Annotated in this window: 12 protein-coding genes; 8 read left to right on the top strand and 4 right to left on the bottom strand. The window is 61.2% G+C overall.

Annotated elements, in window-relative coordinates:
• Positions 1-80: 80 nt before the first annotated feature.
• Positions 81-1,886 carry a serine protease gene (locus tag ACTZWY_RS03455; RefSeq protein ID WP_444789284.1) on the bottom strand — a complete coding sequence of 602 codons (1,806 nt, stop codon included), beginning with the start codon at positions 1,884-1,886 and terminating at the stop codon, positions 81-83.
• A gap of 135 nt (positions 1,887-2,021) precedes the next feature.
• Between ACTZWY_RS03455 and ACTZWY_RS03450 the strand changes: the two genes are divergently transcribed.
• From ACTZWY_RS03450 to glmM, 8 genes are all read left to right on the top strand, one after another.
• Positions 2,022-2,963: a glycine--tRNA ligase subunit alpha gene (locus tag ACTZWY_RS03450; protein WP_444789283.1), complete on the top strand. Its 942-nt coding sequence runs from the start codon at positions 2,022-2,024 to the stop codon at positions 2,961-2,963.
• Positions 2,963-3,463, top strand: a complete 501-nt coding sequence (locus tag ACTZWY_RS03445; RefSeq protein WP_444789282.1) for a DUF6446 family protein — start codon at positions 2,963-2,965, stop codon at positions 3,461-3,463. Before ACTZWY_RS03450 ends, ACTZWY_RS03445 begins: the two co-directional genes overlap by 1 nt.
• A gap of 10 nt (positions 3,464-3,473) precedes the next feature.
• Entirely contained in the window at positions 3,474-5,765 is a 2,292-nt protein-coding gene (gene glyS, locus ACTZWY_RS03440; protein ID WP_444789281.1) for a glycine--tRNA ligase subunit beta, read from the top strand.
• A 368-nt stretch (positions 5,766-6,133) separates the two neighbouring features.
• A complete protein-coding gene (locus ACTZWY_RS03435) occupies positions 6,134-8,677 on the top strand; it encodes a putative PEP-binding protein (RefSeq protein ID WP_444789280.1) in 2,544 nt (847 codons plus the stop codon).
• 292 nt (positions 8,678-8,969) lie between these two features.
• A complete protein-coding gene (locus ACTZWY_RS03430) occupies positions 8,970-9,884 on the top strand; it encodes a cell wall hydrolase (protein ID WP_444789279.1) in 915 nt (304 codons plus the stop codon).
• 112 nt (positions 9,885-9,996) lie between these two features.
• Positions 9,997-10,917, top strand: coding sequence for a dihydroneopterin aldolase (locus ACTZWY_RS03425; protein WP_444789278.1), 921 nt, complete (start codon positions 9,997-9,999; stop codon positions 10,915-10,917).
• Positions 10,918-10,968: 51 nt separating this feature from the next.
• Positions 10,969-11,991 carry a dihydropteroate synthase gene (gene folP / locus ACTZWY_RS03420; RefSeq protein WP_444789277.1) on the top strand — a complete coding sequence of 341 codons (1,023 nt, stop codon included), beginning with the start codon at positions 10,969-10,971 and terminating at the stop codon, positions 11,989-11,991.
• Complete coding sequence (glmM, locus tag ACTZWY_RS03415; protein ID WP_444789276.1) at positions 11,988-13,331, top strand: phosphoglucosamine mutase; 1,344 nt, start codon at positions 11,988-11,990, stop codon at positions 13,329-13,331. The genes folP and glmM overlap by 4 nt, the downstream gene beginning before the upstream one ends.
• A gap of 247 nt (positions 13,332-13,578) precedes the next feature.
• On the opposite strand, the gene polA is transcribed toward glmM, so the two are convergent.
• The 3 genes from polA to ACTZWY_RS03400 form a co-directional block, all read right to left on the bottom strand.
• Positions 13,579-16,389: a DNA polymerase I gene (gene polA / locus ACTZWY_RS03410; protein WP_444789275.1), complete on the bottom strand. Its 2,811-nt coding sequence runs from the start codon at positions 16,387-16,389 to the stop codon at positions 13,579-13,581.
• A 35-nt stretch (positions 16,390-16,424) separates the two neighbouring features.
• Entirely contained in the window at positions 16,425-16,610 is a 186-nt protein-coding gene (locus ACTZWY_RS03405; RefSeq protein WP_444789377.1) for a zinc-finger domain-containing protein, read from the bottom strand.
• Positions 16,611-16,700: 90 nt separating this feature from the next.
• Positions 16,701-17,168 carry a DUF805 domain-containing protein gene (locus tag ACTZWY_RS03400; protein WP_444789274.1) on the bottom strand — a complete coding sequence of 156 codons (468 nt, stop codon included), beginning with the start codon at positions 17,166-17,168 and terminating at the stop codon, positions 16,701-16,703.
• Positions 17,169-17,211: the final 43 nt, after the last annotated feature.

Genomic DNA, 17,211 nt, shown 5'->3' with positions numbered 1-17,211 from the left:
TGGATATTTTTACCAGAATGAAACTGGCACGGGGTGCGGGGTGCGGGGCGCGGCCCTGTTCCGGCATGAAGGCTGTGCGATCAGTTCCAGCACGAGACCAGAACGGTCACATCCCCTGAAACCCGGGTCAGCTGTTCTGCAGGCATGGGGCTTGTTTCGCGCGATGTGCCAATGGCGATATTGTTTGCCCGCAAGAAGGCGCGGATCGCTTCTGATGGCACGGCAAAGCTGATTTCCGGGGGCAATTGTCGCGCGTCATCTTGTGGGTTGGCGGAGAGCAGGCCCACGACTGCCCCCGTGGCACCAAAGACCGGCCCGCCCTGATCGCCGGGTTGGACGGTGGCGGTCAGGCGGATCAGGTCGTCAGAGCCGTCAAGCCCGTTGAGCGCTTCGATACGGCCAAAGGTCAGGACAGGGCGGGTGAGCATATCCTCGAAGGAAAAGCCCGAGATGGTGATGGTGCTGCCGCGCTGCAGCCCGTCTGGCTGGAATTGCGCGAATGCAAGGGGAACGAGTGGGGTTTCAGGTTTCAGAATTGCCAGACCCAAAGCATCATCGCGCGCGACAACGCGCGCGTCATAGGATTCATCCAAAGTGACGCGCCCGCAATTGGCCACCGCCGCCGCGCTGGTGAGGACTGCGCCATTGGCGTCGACATAAAAGCCCGAACGCGAAAATTCCGGGCGGCGCACGGTCAGGCCCGATAACAGGTCGCCGCGTTGCACAAGGCTGGCGGGTCCGGCGCTTTCGGGCAATGCGGCCCCGAATGTGGTGAAGCTGGTCTCCATCATGGGCAGGACGCGGGCCATCTGCGCGTCGCGCTCGGGTGTCCAGATCAGGGTATAGCCCTTGATCTGGCCGTTGCGCAGTTGCGCCACAGTATGGGAGCGCAGGCTGTCGCTTTGGCCGGTCAGCAAGAACCCGTTCTGGCGGCGTTCGCGCGTGCCTTCCAGCGGGACGATGTCGAGGGTTTGCATGATTTCATACAGGCCGAACAATGTCGCGCTATTGCCTGACTGGCTGATCAGCAGGGCGCGCACGCCGCTGTTGTCGCGTTCGTCGAAATGGGCAAACGGGGTTTCGTGCCGGTCAAAGCGCAGCATGGCCATAGGCAGGTCAATACTGATGCCTGCATCTTCGTCGCGCCAAGTTTCGATGCCAAGCGCGGCCAGTTCGCCTTGCCAGTCCTGCAGCAGTTGCGCGCGCTGGCGCGTTGTCAGAACGCCGGTGGCGTCCAAGCCCTGATCTGTCTGCCATGCCTGCATGGAGCGCCGTGTGCCTGGCCCGATGGCACCGTCAATTCCCAATGTGTAAAACCCGAACCATTGCAGCGCTGTTTGCAGCGCAACACGGTCGTCGCGGGTCAGCAACCGTTCGGAGGCTTGCGCTTCGCGCAGGGTTTCTTCTGGTTCTGGTTCTGGTTCTGGTTCTGGTTGCGGTTCGGGCGCGGGGGCCAGTGCTGGTTCGGATGCGGGTTCAGGGTCCGGTTCGGGCGTGAGTTCGGCAAGTGTCAGGTCTTGCGCTGCGGGCAGGGTGCTGGCGCCCTGAGGGAAAACCTGGGCCAGATAATTCGCGCCATTGCTGACAAAGGCATCAATGGGAATTGCCCCTTCGGCGCGCAACTGGCGGCGCACGGCGAATGCGTCTGTGTCACTCTCGAAAGGGCCCACGCTAATGGCATACCAGTCGCTGGGCAGCTGGAACCCGCTGATCGTGCCAATGCGCGCGTCATAGCTGCGCGCTGCGTCAAGCGCGACATCCAGATCGCGGTGCGCTTCGATCTGGACCCAGCGCTGTTCCTGTGCGGATGCGGACCAACTGCCCAATATCGCGGTAACTGACACTGTTGCGGCAAAATAGGCGCAGTTGCGTAATCCTGATACCATTCCTGAAAACCTTTCTTCTTCGTTCATTTCTTCATGTGCTGGCCGCGCGCAGGGGTTTAAGCGTTGACCCTTGGCTGCAGCTTGCCTATTGAGACGCAGCTTTAAGAGAATGCGCGCGCAAGGCAAGGGGCCGCAATGGTCGAAACCACCGAAAACAGTTCACAAAAGCCTCAAAGCTTTCAGGAAATTATCCTGCGGCTTCAGAATTACTGGGCGGCGAAAGGGTGCGCGGTGCTGCAGCCCTATGATATGGAAGTGGGCGCAGGCACGTTTCACCCGGCCACGACATTGCGCGCGCTTGGCACGAAAGCATGGGCTGCGGCCTATGTGCAGCCGTCGCGCAGGCCCACAGACGGGCGCTATGGCGAAAACCCCAACCGTTTGCAGCATTACTACCAGTATCAGGTGATCATCAAACCCAGCCCGCCGGATTTGCAGGACTTGTATCTGGGCAGCCTGCGCGCGATTGGCATTGATGACAGCCTGCATGACATCCGTTTTGTGGAAGATGACTGGGAATCGCCCACGCTTGGGGCCTGGGGTCTGGGCTGGGAAGTGTGGTGCGACGGGATGGAAGTGTCGCAATTTACCTATTTCCAGCAAGTGGGCGGGCATGATTGCCGCCCCGTTTCGGGCGAATTGACCTATGGTCTGGAACGGTTGGCAATGTATGTTCTGGGCGTTGATCATGTGATGGACATGCCGTTCAACGCCCCAGACGCGCCGATCCCGCTGAAATATGGTGATATCTTCCGCCAGACCGAGGAAGAATATTCGCGCCACAATTTCCACGCTGCCACCACTGACATGTTGCTGCGCCATTTTGAGGATGCCGAGGCCGAATGTGCGCGCCTGTTGGGCATGGACCCAGATGATGGCGCCACCGGCAAGCGTATCATCATGGTGCACCCGGCCTATGACCAATGCATCAAGGCAAGCCATCTGTTCAACCTGCTGGACGCGCGCGGGGTTATTTCCGTGACCGAACGTCAGGCCTATATCGGGCGGGTGCGCGCGCTGGCCAAGCTGTGCGCAGATGCGTTTGTCCAGACAGATGCAGGCGGGGCCGTGGCCTGATGGGGCGCTTTCTGGTTGTCCTTTTGGTGCTGAGCACTGCGCTTGCGGGGGCGGGGGTGTGGTATTTTCAGGTCTACGCCTTCTACGACGAATTGCCCGCGCAAGACAGCGTGCACCTGACGCCCATGGGCGCCTTGGCCCCGCAGGATTTTGCAGTGCGCAATTTTCAGGGCATCGACTCCGACAGCTCGCCCATTCGTTACCGCGCCTGTTTCGACATTGATGTGGATGCGGGTGCGCTGACGCCCTATGCCAATGCCACGCCCATGTTCGCCCCTGACTGGTTTGGGTGTTTCGACGCGGCCGCGCTGACGCTGGCGCTGGAAAGCGGGCAGGCGCAAGCGGTCATGGGCGTGTCGAACATTCGCTACGGGGTGGACCGTGTTGTGGCCATGATGGACGGGCGCGGTTATTCATGGCAACAAATCAACCCTTGTGGCCTTGCCCATTTTGACGGCGACCCGGTGCCACCCGGTTGCCCACCCCCACCTGAACGCTGAAAGACATATCATGGCTGACCTTCTGATCGAGCTGTTCTCCGAGGAAATTCCGGCGCGCATGCAGGCGGGTGCTTGCGACGCGCTGAAGCGGATGGTCACGGACGGGCTGGTAGAACGCGGGCTGACTTATTCGGATGCGCAGGCTTTTGCGACCCCGCGCAGGCTGGCGCTGGCCGTGCATGGCCTGACCGACCACAGCCCCACAACCCGCGAAGAACGCCGCGGGCCGAAAGTTGGCGCGCCCGAGAAGGCGATCGAGGGGTTCTTGCGGTCAACCGGGCTGCGGCTGGAAGATCTGGAAACCCGCGATGACAAGAAGGGGCAGGTCTATATCGCCCATGTCGTGACCGAAGGGCGCGCGGCAAGCGCCATTGTGGCCGATGTGCTGGACCACACGATCCGCAATTTTCCATGGCCCAAATCCATGCGCTGGGGGGCGGGCAGCTTGCGCTGGGTGCGGCCTTTGCAGTCCATCCTGTGTATCCTGAGCGGTGATGCAGGCGCGGAGGTTGTGCCGCTGGACGTAGACGGGATTGTGGCGGGCGACCGCACGCGCGGGCACCGATTCATGGCGTCAGATGAATTTTCTGTCGTAAGTTTCGAGGATTACGCTGCGAAGTTAAAGCGCGCCCGCGTCATTTTGGACCCTGTGGAACGCGCAGACCATATCTGGAATGATGCCAGCCAGATGGCCTTTGCAGCGGGGTTGGAACTGGTCGAGGATCGGGGCTTGCTGGCCGAGGTGGCGGGGCTGGTCGAATGGCCAGTGGTGCTGATGGGGCGCATTGACGCGCAATTCCTTGGCCTGCCGCCGGAAGTGCTGCAAACATCGATGAAGGAACACCAGAAGTTCTTTTCGGTGCGCGACCCCAAATCTGGGCAGATCACCGGCTTTGTGACTGTGGCCAACCGCGAAACCGTGGACGGTGGCGCGACAATCCTTGCGGGCAACCAGAAAGTGTTGGCAGCGCGGCTGTCGGATGCGAAATTCTTTTGGGACAATGACTTGCGCGCGATTGATGATGCAGGGCTTGAAGGGATGGGGGCAGGGCTGTCGGCGGTCACCTTCCACAACAAGCTGGGCACGCAGGCCGACCGTGTGGCTCGCATTGAAGCACTGGCGCGCGAGATTGCGCCGCTTGTGGGGGCCGACCCGGAACTGGCCGCAACGGCGGCGCGCGTGGTGAAATCCGACCTGCGGTCAGAAATGGTGGGGGAATTCCCGGAACTTCAAGGGCTTATGGGCAGTTATTACGCGCGGGCGGCAGGGTTGCCCGAAGGCGTAGCGCGCGCTTGTCTGGAGCATTACCAACCCCTTGGGCCATCGGATGCCGTGCCATCTTCGCCGGTATCGGTCGCGGTGGCTTTGGCGGACAAGCTGGACACGCTGACGGGGTTCTGGGCGATTGATGAGAAGCCCACGGGGTCAAAAGACCCCTACGCGCTGCGCCGCGCGGCGCTGGGGGTTATTCGGTTGGTGTTGGGGAATGGCATACGAGGTGGATTGATACATTCGTTTGAGGACGGGATTCGTCGCCAGCCTTGGTTAAATGCTCTGCGCGGGGCGATGAAAAACCTAATTTCTGAAATTGATCAACTAGAAGAGAAGCTCGCCGATCCAAACTGGCGCGGGACTCTTCTAACAGGAACACGACGACAAGCTGAGGAAATGCTACCTGTCCTTGCGGACGAACGAGTCAAGCAGCAGAAAGAAATTGAACAGTATGAAGTTTTGCTTAGAGCCGCGCCATCCGACCTCCTCGCGTTCTTCCACGACCGCCTCAAGGTCCACCTCCGCGAGCAGGGCATCCGCCATGACGTGATCGATGCCTGCCTTGGTGATCTTGGTGGCGCGCCGGAGGGCGCGACGCCGAACAACGACGACCTGACGCTGCTGGTCAAACGCGCGGAAGCGCTGGCCGCGTTCCTGAAAACCAGTGACGGGGAAAACTTGCTGCAAGGGTTCAAGCGCGCGAATAACATTCTGACCAAGGAAGAGGCTAAGGACGGGGTGGAATATTCCTTCGGGCCTGACCCCAAACTGGCCGAAACGCCGGAAGAGAAGGCGCTGTTTGCAGCCCTTGATCACGCAGAGGCCGCCATCACCCCCGCCATGGGGGCAGAAGATTTTGGCGCCGCCATGCAGGCCATGGCCGCCCTGCGCGCGCCGATTGATGCGTTTTTTGAGGCAGTGCAGATCAATGCTGATAACCAGATCTTGCGCCGCAACCGCCTGAACCTGCTGCACCGCATTCGCGCCACCTGCCTGCAAGTGGCCGACCTGACGCGGGTTGAGGGGTAGCGCGCAAAAGGCTGGTGGTTTTGGCCTGAAGGGGACGTTTGCACTTGGATGAAGCCCGCGCTATCGGCGGGCCGGGGTCTGCCGATCCGGCGGTATAGGAATGCGGTTTATCCCGGCGGCATATTCCTGACATCAAGCGCCTGGCACGCCACGAGAGGTATCGGCAGGCCGCGGGACGGCCCGCCGATAGTGCGGCGGCCTGCGGCCTTTGCTCCGCACTGCGGAATGCCTTCAACGTCTGCTTCAGGCCAAAACTGCGCGGCGCGGCATTGCCATCCGTCACGGCTGCGCCAAAACGCACAGGCGATAACAAAACCTTGAGTCTGCGCAGCATTGGCCTATGCTGCAGCGCAGCCAGAAGGTGGACTATGCCCAAATACCTGACCCTGACCGATTACGCGCAAATTACCGGGTCGGCGCCCATCAAGCGCCAGACCCATGGCTGGCGTGCAAAATGCCTGCAACGGCTGGTGCGGCTGGACATGCCAGTGCCGCAAACTGTGGCGCTGTCCTTTGCGGTGGTGCGCGAAATTGCGACGGGTGCGCAGATGAACCTGCGCCATCTGCTGGGGCATTTCCCCAAGGGGCAGCTTTTGTCCGTGCGCCCGTCCTCGGAGCACCCGGAATGGGGGGGGCCAGCCGCTATTTTGAATATCGGCATGAATGACGAGATGCACGCCCATATCAGCGCGTCGCATGGCGAGGCTGTGGCGACGGCGATTTATCTGCGCTTCGTGCAATCCTATGCGGCGCATGTGGCGCATCTGGACCCTGACATGTTCGATGCGGGGGAACCGTCCTTGCCCGCGCTGCATGCGGCCCTGCGCGACTATGAATCCGAGATGGAGGAACCTTTCCCCCAATCGCCCGCCCAACAACTGGCCGATGTGCTGCGCTCCATGGCGCGGGCATGGGAAGGCACATCCGCGCGGCTGCTGCGGCAGGCCAAGGGGGCGTCTGTCGATGCTGGGCTGGGGCTGGTGGTGCAAGCCATGGCGGGCGGGGTCGGTGTGGGCAAAAGCGGGGCGGGGCTGATCCGGTTCATTGACACTGATACTGGCTTGCCACAGGTGAAGGGGCGGTTCAGGTCTGACGGGCAGCATGGCGCGGATGCGCTGCGAAACGGGGCGAATGTGCTGTATCTGACGCGCGACGCGCGGGGCCCCTCGCTGGAAGAATACTGCCCAGAGGCTTTTGCGCAATTGCTGGAGCATGGCCGCAACGCCCGCAAGCGCCTGCGCGAGGAAATGGAGATCGAGTTCACGCTGGATGATGGCAAGCTGTGGGTGCTGGATGCGATCACTGTGCAGCGGTCCTCGCGGGCGGCAGTGCGGGTCGTGGTCGATCTGGCCAATGACGGGATCATTCCGCGCGATGAGGCGCTGATGCGCATTGCCCCCAAGGCGCTAAGTGAATTGTTGCACCGTCAGGTCGACGCGCGCAGCCGCCCCGACGTATTTGCGCGCGGTATCGCGGCCAGCCCCGGTGCAGCCATCGGGCGGGTGGTGTTCAGTTCGGGGGCTGCACAGGCCAGCGCCGCGCGCGACGAGGCGTGTATTCTGGTGCGGCGCGAAACCACGCCCGAAGATATTCGCGGCATGCATGCGGCCAGTGCTGTCTTGACAGAGCGCGGCGGCATGACCAGCCATGCCGCTGTTATCGGACGGGGGCTGGGGGTGCCTTGTGTGGTGGGGGTGTCGCGTATCCAGATTGACGCGCGGCGCAAGACGCTGACGGCAGGCGGGCGCACCCTGACCGAAGGGGATATTCTGACAGTAGACGGAACCAGCGGCCAGATTTATCTGGGCGAGGTTCCGCTGCTGGAACCCGCGCTGGATGACAGGTTCCAGACGCTTTTGTCATGGGCTGATGCACGGCGCGATATTGGTATTCGCGCCAATGCCGACACGCCTGCCGATGCGCGGATCGCGCGCGATTTCATGGCGCAGGGAATCGGGCTGTGCCGCACCGAGCACATGTTCTTCGAGGATGACCGCCTGACATTGATGCGCGAGATGATCTTTGCGGACACGCCCGAGGACCGATCAGACGCGTTGGAACGGTTGTTGCCCATGCAACGCGCGGATTTTATTGACCTGTTCGAAATCATGCAGGGTCAGCCCGTGTGCATCCGGCTGTTTGACCCGCCCTTGCATGAATTCCTGCCGCATTCCAAGGAAGGGTTGCGGTTTCTGGCCGATGCGCTTGGCAAACCGCTGTCCGAAATCACCCGCCGCGCCGAGGCGCTGTCGGAGTTCAACCCCATGTTGGGCATGCGCGGCGTGCGTCTGGGGATAACCATCCCCGAGATTTACGAGATGCAGGTGCGCGCCATATTCGAGGCCACGATCGAGATAAGCCGCCGCAATGCCCATATTGTGCCGGAAATCATGATTCCGCTGGTGTCCGCCATGCGCGAGGTGGAGTTGGTGAAAACCCGCATTGATGCCGCTGCCGCTGCGGTCCGGTCGCGGTCGGGGGGCACGTTTGACTATAAGCTGGGGGTGATGGTGGAAACCCCGCGCGCCGCGCTGCGCGCCGGTGACATTGCGCTGCATGCCGGTTTTCTGTCCTTCGGGACCAATGACCTGACGCAAATGACCTATGGCCTGTCGCGCGATGATGCGGGGCGTTTCATGTCGGATTATGTGCATCAGGGCGTTTTCCCCGAAGACCCGTTTCATACGCTGGACCTGGACGGTGTGGGCGAATTGCTGCGTCTTGGGGCGGAACGGGGGCGCGCGGCACGCAGTGACTTGACGCTATCGATTTGCGGGGAACATGGGGGAAACCCGGAATCGATTCGTTTTTGCCGCGATCTTGGGTTTGACTATGTGTCCTGTTCCCCCTTCAGGGTGCCGGTTGCCCGTCTGGCCGCCGCGCAACTTGTTATCGAAGAAGACTTGGCCTGACCATAAAAATATGGGCTTTTCCGACCTGCTAAGCCAGTTTCTGCCACCCTGCGCCACGGGGCTGGCACCGTGGGTAGATTTTTAACAACTATTGGAATATATCCGATCACGAAAACGTAATATTGCTTCAGACAGGTGTGGCGCGCCAAGGACCGGCGCGGTTTTTTATATGGTTACAGGTTTCCAATCGACAAAAGCGCGGGACTGCGAACCGGGCATGGCTGGCATGGCGTGCGCAGGGCGGCTTCCCGAACATGGCAGGCGGGTGGCTGCAGTGTGCATGATATGGGGAATGTCCCTTCTTGTGGCGCTGCCCAGCATGGGGTCGCGTGTTGAAGATGGCACATTGACCAATGACATGCGCGCAAAGCTTGTTATGGCCGCGTTGCAAGGCAGCAATCCTGCCATTCGCAATAATGTGGTGTTGGGGGCAGGCACCTATCAACTGGCCAATATGGCGCCTGTGGGGCAGACGATTGACAGTTTTGGTCTTGCGCAGACCCCGCAATCCGGGCGCGATGTGGACCTTGCGGCGCTGACATCGATGATTGGCCAGATGCGCAGCGTCCCCGCCTTTGACGAAGACACCCCCACTGCCCCTGCGATTGCAGGGATGGACGAAGTGGCCGCTGCGGCTGATACGGAATTTGACATACATATGTCGACAAGTGGCGCGGTTGCGGCACCTGTGGCGCTGGCCAGTCCTTTTGCGCCCTTGGCGTCCTTGCGCCCGGTTGCCCGCCCTGCGGCCCTTGAACGCCGGGTGGTGCAATATTCGGTGTCCTGGTTGCGCAGGCAGCAGATTGGCGCGCTGGATGAGCAGATGCAATGCCTTGCAACCGCAATCTATCATGAAGCGCGCGGGGAATCGCTCAAAGGCCAGTTCGCCGTGGCCGAGGTTGTTTTGAACCGCGTGCAGTCGAGCCATTTTCCCGGCAGCATTTGCGCCGTTGTCTATCAGGGCGTTCAGTCCGGGCGCATTGGCGGGTGCCAGTTCAGCTTTGCCTGTGATGCCCAGCCCGACACCATGCCCAACCGCCGCGCGGCCGATATTGCAAACCGCATCGCTTATGTCATGGCGAACGGGGCGCATCGGGGGCTGACCGGGGGCGCGCAGTATTTCCATACCACGGCGGTCAATCCGACATGGTCGGCCCGTTTCACGCAAACGACACAAATTGGTGCGCATCTTTTCTATCGGGGCTGATCCGGCAAACGGGCAGGGACCTTGTCGCATATGCGCGGCCTGATGGCGCGAATACGCGTTGAACCCTGCGTCATAGTCGGTATGACAGGCACAGGTGAGGAAGGATACCCCCATGAGTTCTGACATAAGACTGGCGTTCGCCCATCCCGAAGCGCGCGCAGAAGCGTCAGCCCCCGCTGACCCGCGCGACCGCATCAGCCTGCGCGATCACATTGTCGAGGTGGAAATCGGCGCGTTTCAGGCAGAACGCGGCCTGCGTCAGCGCGTGCGCTTCAATATTGTGGTCGAACTGCGCCCCAACCCCGAACCGCTGGAAGATGACGTGGATCGCATCCTGTCCTATGACCGGATCACCGAGGCCATTGCCGCCGAACTGGCTGCGGAACGGATGAACCTGCTGGAAACCCTGGCTGAACGCATTGCAGACCGCATTTTGCTGGAACCGCAGGCCATGCGCGCCTTTGTCCGTGTCGAAAAGCTGGACCGCGGGCCGGGCGCGTTGGGGGTGGAAATCGTGCGCAACCGCGCATCCCAGCCCCTGCGCGCGCTGGATGCGGCAGGGCAGGAAGAATCAGTGCATCCGTTGGTGGTGTATCTCGACAATGACATGATTGCCGCGCCTGATCTGGGCGCGCGTCTGGACGGGTTGCAGGCGGGCGGCGTGCCCGTGATCCTGTGTGTGGGTATGCCGCCGCAAACCCCGCCATCTGTGGCACCGCGTGCCGTGCAGCGCCGGATTGACCTTCTGGCGCTGGAACAGAACGCATGGCGGTTGGCGGCGCTGGACCGGCGCTGTGTGGTTGTGGCCAGTCGCACGGAAATTGACTGGGCCATGAAACAGGGCCAGATGATTGTCTGGGCCCCCTCCAAACTGATCCTTGATTCGACCGACAGCCCCGATTGCAGCCCGCGTGACGGTGTGGCGCTGGCGCTTTGGCTGGCCGAACATGTCGCCGCCGACCGCCTGCTTGTGCCCGAAGGGCTTGCCATCCCCCCCGGCAGCCATGTCGCGCAAGCGCGCTTGCCCGCCTGACATGGTGCACACCATCTTGTGTTAAGGGACTGAAACGGGCAAATAGCCGGGATGAAAAGCTATATTTTCCCGGTTCTGCGCCCTGCAGCGCAGTCAGCCCCTTCCATGCCTGCCTTGCGCGGGCAACAGGCCCTGCATATTGCGGGAATTGATGTGTTGACGCGCGCCAGCGCATCACGCATCCCCCGCGCCTTTGACCCTGTGGCAGATCATGCGCTGACACTGCCGCCCGCGCCTGTATGCGGTCTGGCGCTGGACAGGCCGCGGATCATGGGCATTGTGAATGTAACGCCTGACAGTTTTTCCGATGGGGGCCGTTTCAGCACCATCGGCACCGCGTTGGAACAGGCGCGCAACCTGATCGCGCAAGGCGCCGATATTCTGGATATCGGCGGCGAATCTACCCGACCGGGCGCCCAGGACGTTCCGGTGGCGGACGAAATCGCGCGCACGGCACCGCTGATCCGCGCCTTGCGCGAAGATGGCGTGACGCAACCCATCTCGATTGATACGCGCAAAGCGGCAGTGGCCAGCGCCGCGCTGGAAGCGGGCGCGAGTTTTGTGAATGATGTGTCAGCCCTGACATGGGACCGTGATCTGGCGCAGGTGGTGGCACAGGCGCAGGTTCCCATCTGTCTGATGCATGCGCAAGGCACCCCGCAGACCATGCAAAATGACCCGAAATATGATGATGTGCGCATGGATGTGCATGATTGGCTGGTGCAGGCCATCGCGCGCGCAATGGATGCGGGCATCGCGCGCAAGCGCATCATCATTGACCCCGGAATCGGGTTTGGCAAAACGACTGAGCATAATCTTGCTTTGGTGCGGGATCTGGCGCTGCTGCATATGACAGGCTGTGCTATTCTGCTTGGGGCATCGCGCAAGCGGTTTATCGGGCAGATCAGCGGGGTTCATGATGCGATTGACCGCGTGGCCGGGTCGCTTGCCGTGGCGCTGGCCGGGGCCAGCGCGGGCGCGCAAATTCTGCGCGTGCATGATGTTGAACAGACACGCCAGGCCCTGTCCCTGTGGCAGGCATTGAACATGACGGATGGCAAGGAACAGGTATGAGTGATAAATTGTTTGGCACGGATGGCGTGCGCGGCACGGCAAACAGCCATCCCATGACGGCGGAAATGGCCCTGAAACTGGGTGCTGCCGCAGGGCGCCATTTCCGGCGGGACGGGTCAAACGGGCACCGGGTTGTCATCGGCAAGGACACGCGCCTGTCGGGCTATATGATCGAAACGGCGCTGACGGCGGGGCTGACCTCGACGGGAATGAATGTGCTGTTGCTTGGCCCCGTGCCCACGCCCGCAGTGGGGTTTTTGACGCGCTCCATGCGCGCGGATCTGGGGATCATGATTTCTGCCAGCCACAACCCCCATCAGGACAATGGTATCAAGTTCTTTGGCCCTGACGGCTTCAAGCTGTCGGATGCGGATGAGGCTGAAATCGAACGCATTGTGAGCGGGCCGATCACACCCGCGCAGCCCGCAAATATCGGGCGGGCGAAGCGTATTGAAGATGCTGGCGGGCGCTATGTCGAATATGCCAAGACCACCTTGCCGCGCGGCACACAGCTGGCGGGAATGAAAGTGGTGCTGGATTGTGCCCATGGCGCGGCCTACAAGGTTGCCCCGCAGGTGCTGTGGGAATTGGGGGCAGATGTCATCAAGGTGGGGGTGGACCCCAACGGCACCAATATCAACCTTGACTGCGGGTCGACCCATCCGCGCCATTGCGCGGCCAAAGTGCTGGAAACAGGGGCCGATCTGGGCATTACACTGGATGGCGATGCGGACCGCGTGATCATCATTGATGAACGTGGTCAAATCGCCGATGGTGACCAGATCATGGCGCTATTCGCCCATCGCTGGGCGCAGGTGGACCGGCTGCAGGGCGGCGTTCTGGTGGCAACGGTCATGTCAAATCTGGGGTTGGAGCGGTTCTTGCAGGGCCACGGGTTGCGGCTGGAACGCACGGCGGTGGGCGACCGGCATGTGGTGGAACGCATGCGCGCGGGCGGCTGGAATCTGGGCGGCGAGCAGTCCGGACATATTGTGATGACCGATTATGCCACCACAGGCGACGGGTTGATTGCTGCGCTGCATTTTCTGGCCGCGATGATGGAAACCCAAAAACCCGCATCGCTGCTGGCGCGCAGTTTTGACCCGGTGCCCCAGATGCTGCGCAACCTGCGCACGGCGCCGGGGGTGGATATTCTGTCCTCCGAGCAGGTGAAGGCCGCAATAGATGCAGGCAAAGCCCGGCTGCAGGGCTGCGGGCGGCTGCTGATCCGCAAATCCGGCACCGAGCCGTTGGTGCGCGTCATGGCCGAATGCGAGGATGAGGGATTGCTGGCCGATGTGGTCAACGGCATCATCGCGGAAATGGAAAACGTGGCGTAGCGTGTTTTCAGGGGCGGCCTTGGGGGGCGGCTGCCCCCCAAACCCCCTGCCACAAGGGGGGCACGCCCCCCTTGTGAAACCCCGGTGGATATTTTTGCCAGAATGAAAGCAACGGGAGCCGGCTATGCGATGTGTGGCGGTAATTAGAGCAGGTTGCGCAAAAGTGGGAACCGGTTTTGCGCTTCTCGAAGCTGCGAAATCAATTCGTTAGAGTATATAGCATGAATGCGAATGAATGCTGCATGCTCTAATGTGCTTGTGCCCAGTTGTCCCCGACACCTGCATCCACCACAAGGGGAATGTCGAGTTTGACGATGGGTTCTGCGGCCGCTTCCATGACAGTGCGAACGCAGGCGATGGTGTCATCGACGGCATTTTCGGGCACTTCGAACACCAGTTCGTCATGCACTTGCAGCAGCATTTTTGCAGGCAACTGGGCCAGCGCTGCGGGCAGGTGGATCATGGCGCGGCGGATGATGTCGGCGGCAGTGCCCTGAATGGGCGCATTGATGGCCGCGCGTTTGGCAAAGCCTGCGCCCGGCCCTTTGGTATTGATTTCCGGTGTATGGATACGCCGCCCGAACAGGGTTTCCACGCGGCCGTGTTTTTTGGCGAATTCGACAGTATCATCCATATAGGCGCGGATGCCGGGGAAGCGTTCGAAATAGGTGTCGATAAACGCCTGTGCCTGTGCGCGCGGAATGCGCAGATTGCGCGCCAGACCGAAGCCGGAAATGCCGTAGATTACGCCGAAATTGATGGCCTTGGCCTGACGGCGCACATCGGGGGTCATCTGGTCCAGCGGCACGCCGAACATTTCCGAGGCTGTCATGGCGTGGATGTCATGGCCGTCGCGGAAGGCGGCTTTCAGGCTGTCGATGCCAGCGATATGGGCAAGGATGCGCAATTCGATCTGGCTGTAATCCAGCGCGACCAGTTTATTGCCCTGATCCGCCACGAAAGCAGTGCGGATGCGCCGCCCGTCTTCGGAGCGGATGGGGATGTTTTGCAGGTTCGGGTCGGTCGATGACAGCCGCCCCGTCACCGCCCCTGTGATGACATAGGAGGTGTGCACGCGGCCGGTTTCGGGGTGGATGTGGTCTTGGAGCGCGTCGGTATAGGTGGATTTCAGTTTCGCCAATTGCCGCCAGTCCAGCACACGCGCGGGCAGGTCATGCCCTTCTGCTGCCAGATCTTCCAGCACATCGGCGCCGGTGGCATAGGCCCCGGTCTTGCCTTTCTTGCCGCCTTGCAGGGACATTTTGTCAAACAGGATTTCGCCCAGTTGTTTGGGCGAGCCGACATTGAAGGTTTCGCCTGCAAGGTCGTGGATTTCCGATTCGAGCGCGGCCATTTTCTGGGCGAATGCGTTGGACATGCGCGACAGCACATCGCGGTCCACCTTGATCCCGTGGCGTTCCATCCGCGCCAGAACCGGCACCAGCGGGCGGTCAAGGGTTTCATAGACGCGCGTCACCTGTGCAGCATGCAGGCGCGGTTTGAACATCTGCCACAGGCGCAGGGTAATATCAGCATCCTCAGCCGCGTAGCGGGTGGCGTCGTCAATGCCCACCATATCGAATGTGACAGCCGATTTGCCCGCGCCCAGAAGCGATTTGATGGGAATGGGCTGGTGGTTCAGGTAGCGGTCCGACAAGGTATCCATGCCATGCCCGTGCAGCCCGCCATGCAGCGCATAGGACAACAGCATCGTGTCATCAATCGGGGCCACGTCTATACCAAGATTGGCAAATATCTTGGCGTCATATTTCATATTCTGCCCGATTTTCAGGATGGCAGGATCTTCCAGCACGGGTTTAAGGGCATCCAGCGCTTGCGCTAGCGGGATCTGGCCGTCCAGAAGCGCGCTGGCGCCAAACAGGTCATCGCCGCCCGCACGATGCGCCAGCGGGATATAGGCCGCGTGCCCTGCATCCACGCATAGCGAAATGCCCACCAGTTGCGCGCGCATTTCGTCCAGTGATGTGGTTTCTGTGTCCACCGCGACATAGCCGCGTTCGCGGATGCGGTCGATCCATGTGCCCAGTGTGTCAATGTCGCGGATGCAGTCATATCGTGCAGCGCTAAGGTCAGGTGTGTCGGCCTGTGGCGCAGCAGTTTCGGAGGCAGGTTCGGGCAGGGCGGGCGGTTCGGTGCCGAATTTATCGGCCACACGGCGCGTCAGCGTGCGAAATTCCATCTGGTTCAGGAAATCCACCAGCGTGGCCGGGTCGGGGTCGCGCACTTCCAGATCACTTAGCGAGAAATCCAGCGGGGTGTTTTCATCAAGCGTGACCAGTTTGCGTGACATGCGGATCTGGTCGGCATGGTCGATCAGGGTCTGGCGGCGTTTGGGTTGCTTGATGTCGCCCGCGCGGGCCAGCAGGGTGTCGAGATCACCATATTCATTTATCAACAGCGCGGCGGTTTTCACCCCGATGCCGGGTGCGCCGGGAATATTGTCCACCGAATCCCCGGCCAGGGCCTGCACATCCACCACGCGGTCGGGGGCGACGCCGAATTTTTCGATGACTTCGTCGGTGCCGATGCGTTTGTTTTTCATCGCATCCAGCATTTCGACACCGTTGCCGACCAGTTGCATCAGGTCCTTGTCAGATGAAATGATCGTCACGCGCCCGCCTGCTTCGCGCGCCTGACGGGCCAGTGTGGCGATGATGTCATCGGCTTCATAATCCTGCACCTCGATGCAGGACAGGTTGAAGGCGCGCGTGGCGTCGCGGGTCAGCGGGAATTGCGGGCGCAAATCTTCGGGCAGTTCCGGGCGGTTGGCCTTGTACAGGTCATAAATGTCATTGCGGAAGGTTTTGGAGGAATGGTCGAAGATCACCGCCGCGTGGGTGGGCGCGTCGGAACTGTTGCCATTCTCGCCCAGATAGCGCCACAGCATGTTGCAAAACCCCGCCACGGCCCCGACGGGCAACCCGTCGGATTTGCGCGTCAGGGGCGGCAGCGCATGATAGGCGCGGAAAATATAGGCCGACCCGTCGATCAGGTGCAGATGGCAGCCTTTGCCGAAGCCCGTTTCGCTGTCGCTCATGGCTGGCCCTCCGTTTCGTGGTCTTGTCTGCGGGATCAGGACGTCTGGTTTTCCGCGAAATCGCGGTGGATGAAGCGTTTGTCGCAATAGGGGCATTCCACAAGGCCGGTGTCTTGCGCCACAGACAGCCACACGCGCGGGTGCCCCAGCGCACCTTCGCCCCCATCGCAGCACACGCGCATGGCGTTGACGATTTCGGTTTCCGGGGCATCATGGGACAGGGTGGACTTCATCTTGGTGACCTTCTTGCTACCTGTGCGCAAACATACTTGATCCTGTGGTGCAGGCAAGGGGCGTTCGGTCTGTGCGGGTCACGCAGGCGGGGGACCGAAGCTGTTTTCTTCCGCATCCCCCTTAAGAATGCCCAGTTCTACCAGCGCCCAAAGGCTTGCGACAAGCGAAAGAAACCCAAGCGTCATACCGAATGTGCCCGGCATCATGGCACCTGTCTGGCCCATTCCCCCCATTTCCGGCAAGGGGCGATAGCCGATGCGAAACGTGTCGATCAAGGTAAACAAAATGCCCGGCCCAAAGAACAGCACCAGCCGGGGCATGGCCGGCGTGTTGCGGTCCGCCAGCCGCTTGGTGGCCAGCGCTGCCGCCGGATATACCAGCGCGAAGGACAGCACCAAGGTAAGAATGCCGGTGATCACACTGTCCCCAAACAAAAATCCCACGAGGATGGCATAGACAATACTGAAGGCAATCAGGATCAAGGCCCCCAGCCACCATCTGCCCCGCCCGATGCGCCCGTGAAATGATGTCAGCAAATCTTGCATGATGTTTCCTTCCGGCTTTGGTATTCGGGGTCAGCCTAGTGAT

This window comes from Roseinatronobacter sp. NSM (genome assembly GCF_052379845.1).
Taxonomy (GTDB): Bacteria; Pseudomonadota; Alphaproteobacteria; order Rhodobacterales; family Rhodobacteraceae; genus Roseinatronobacter.
This window is presented reverse-complemented; position numbering and strand designations above follow the sequence as displayed.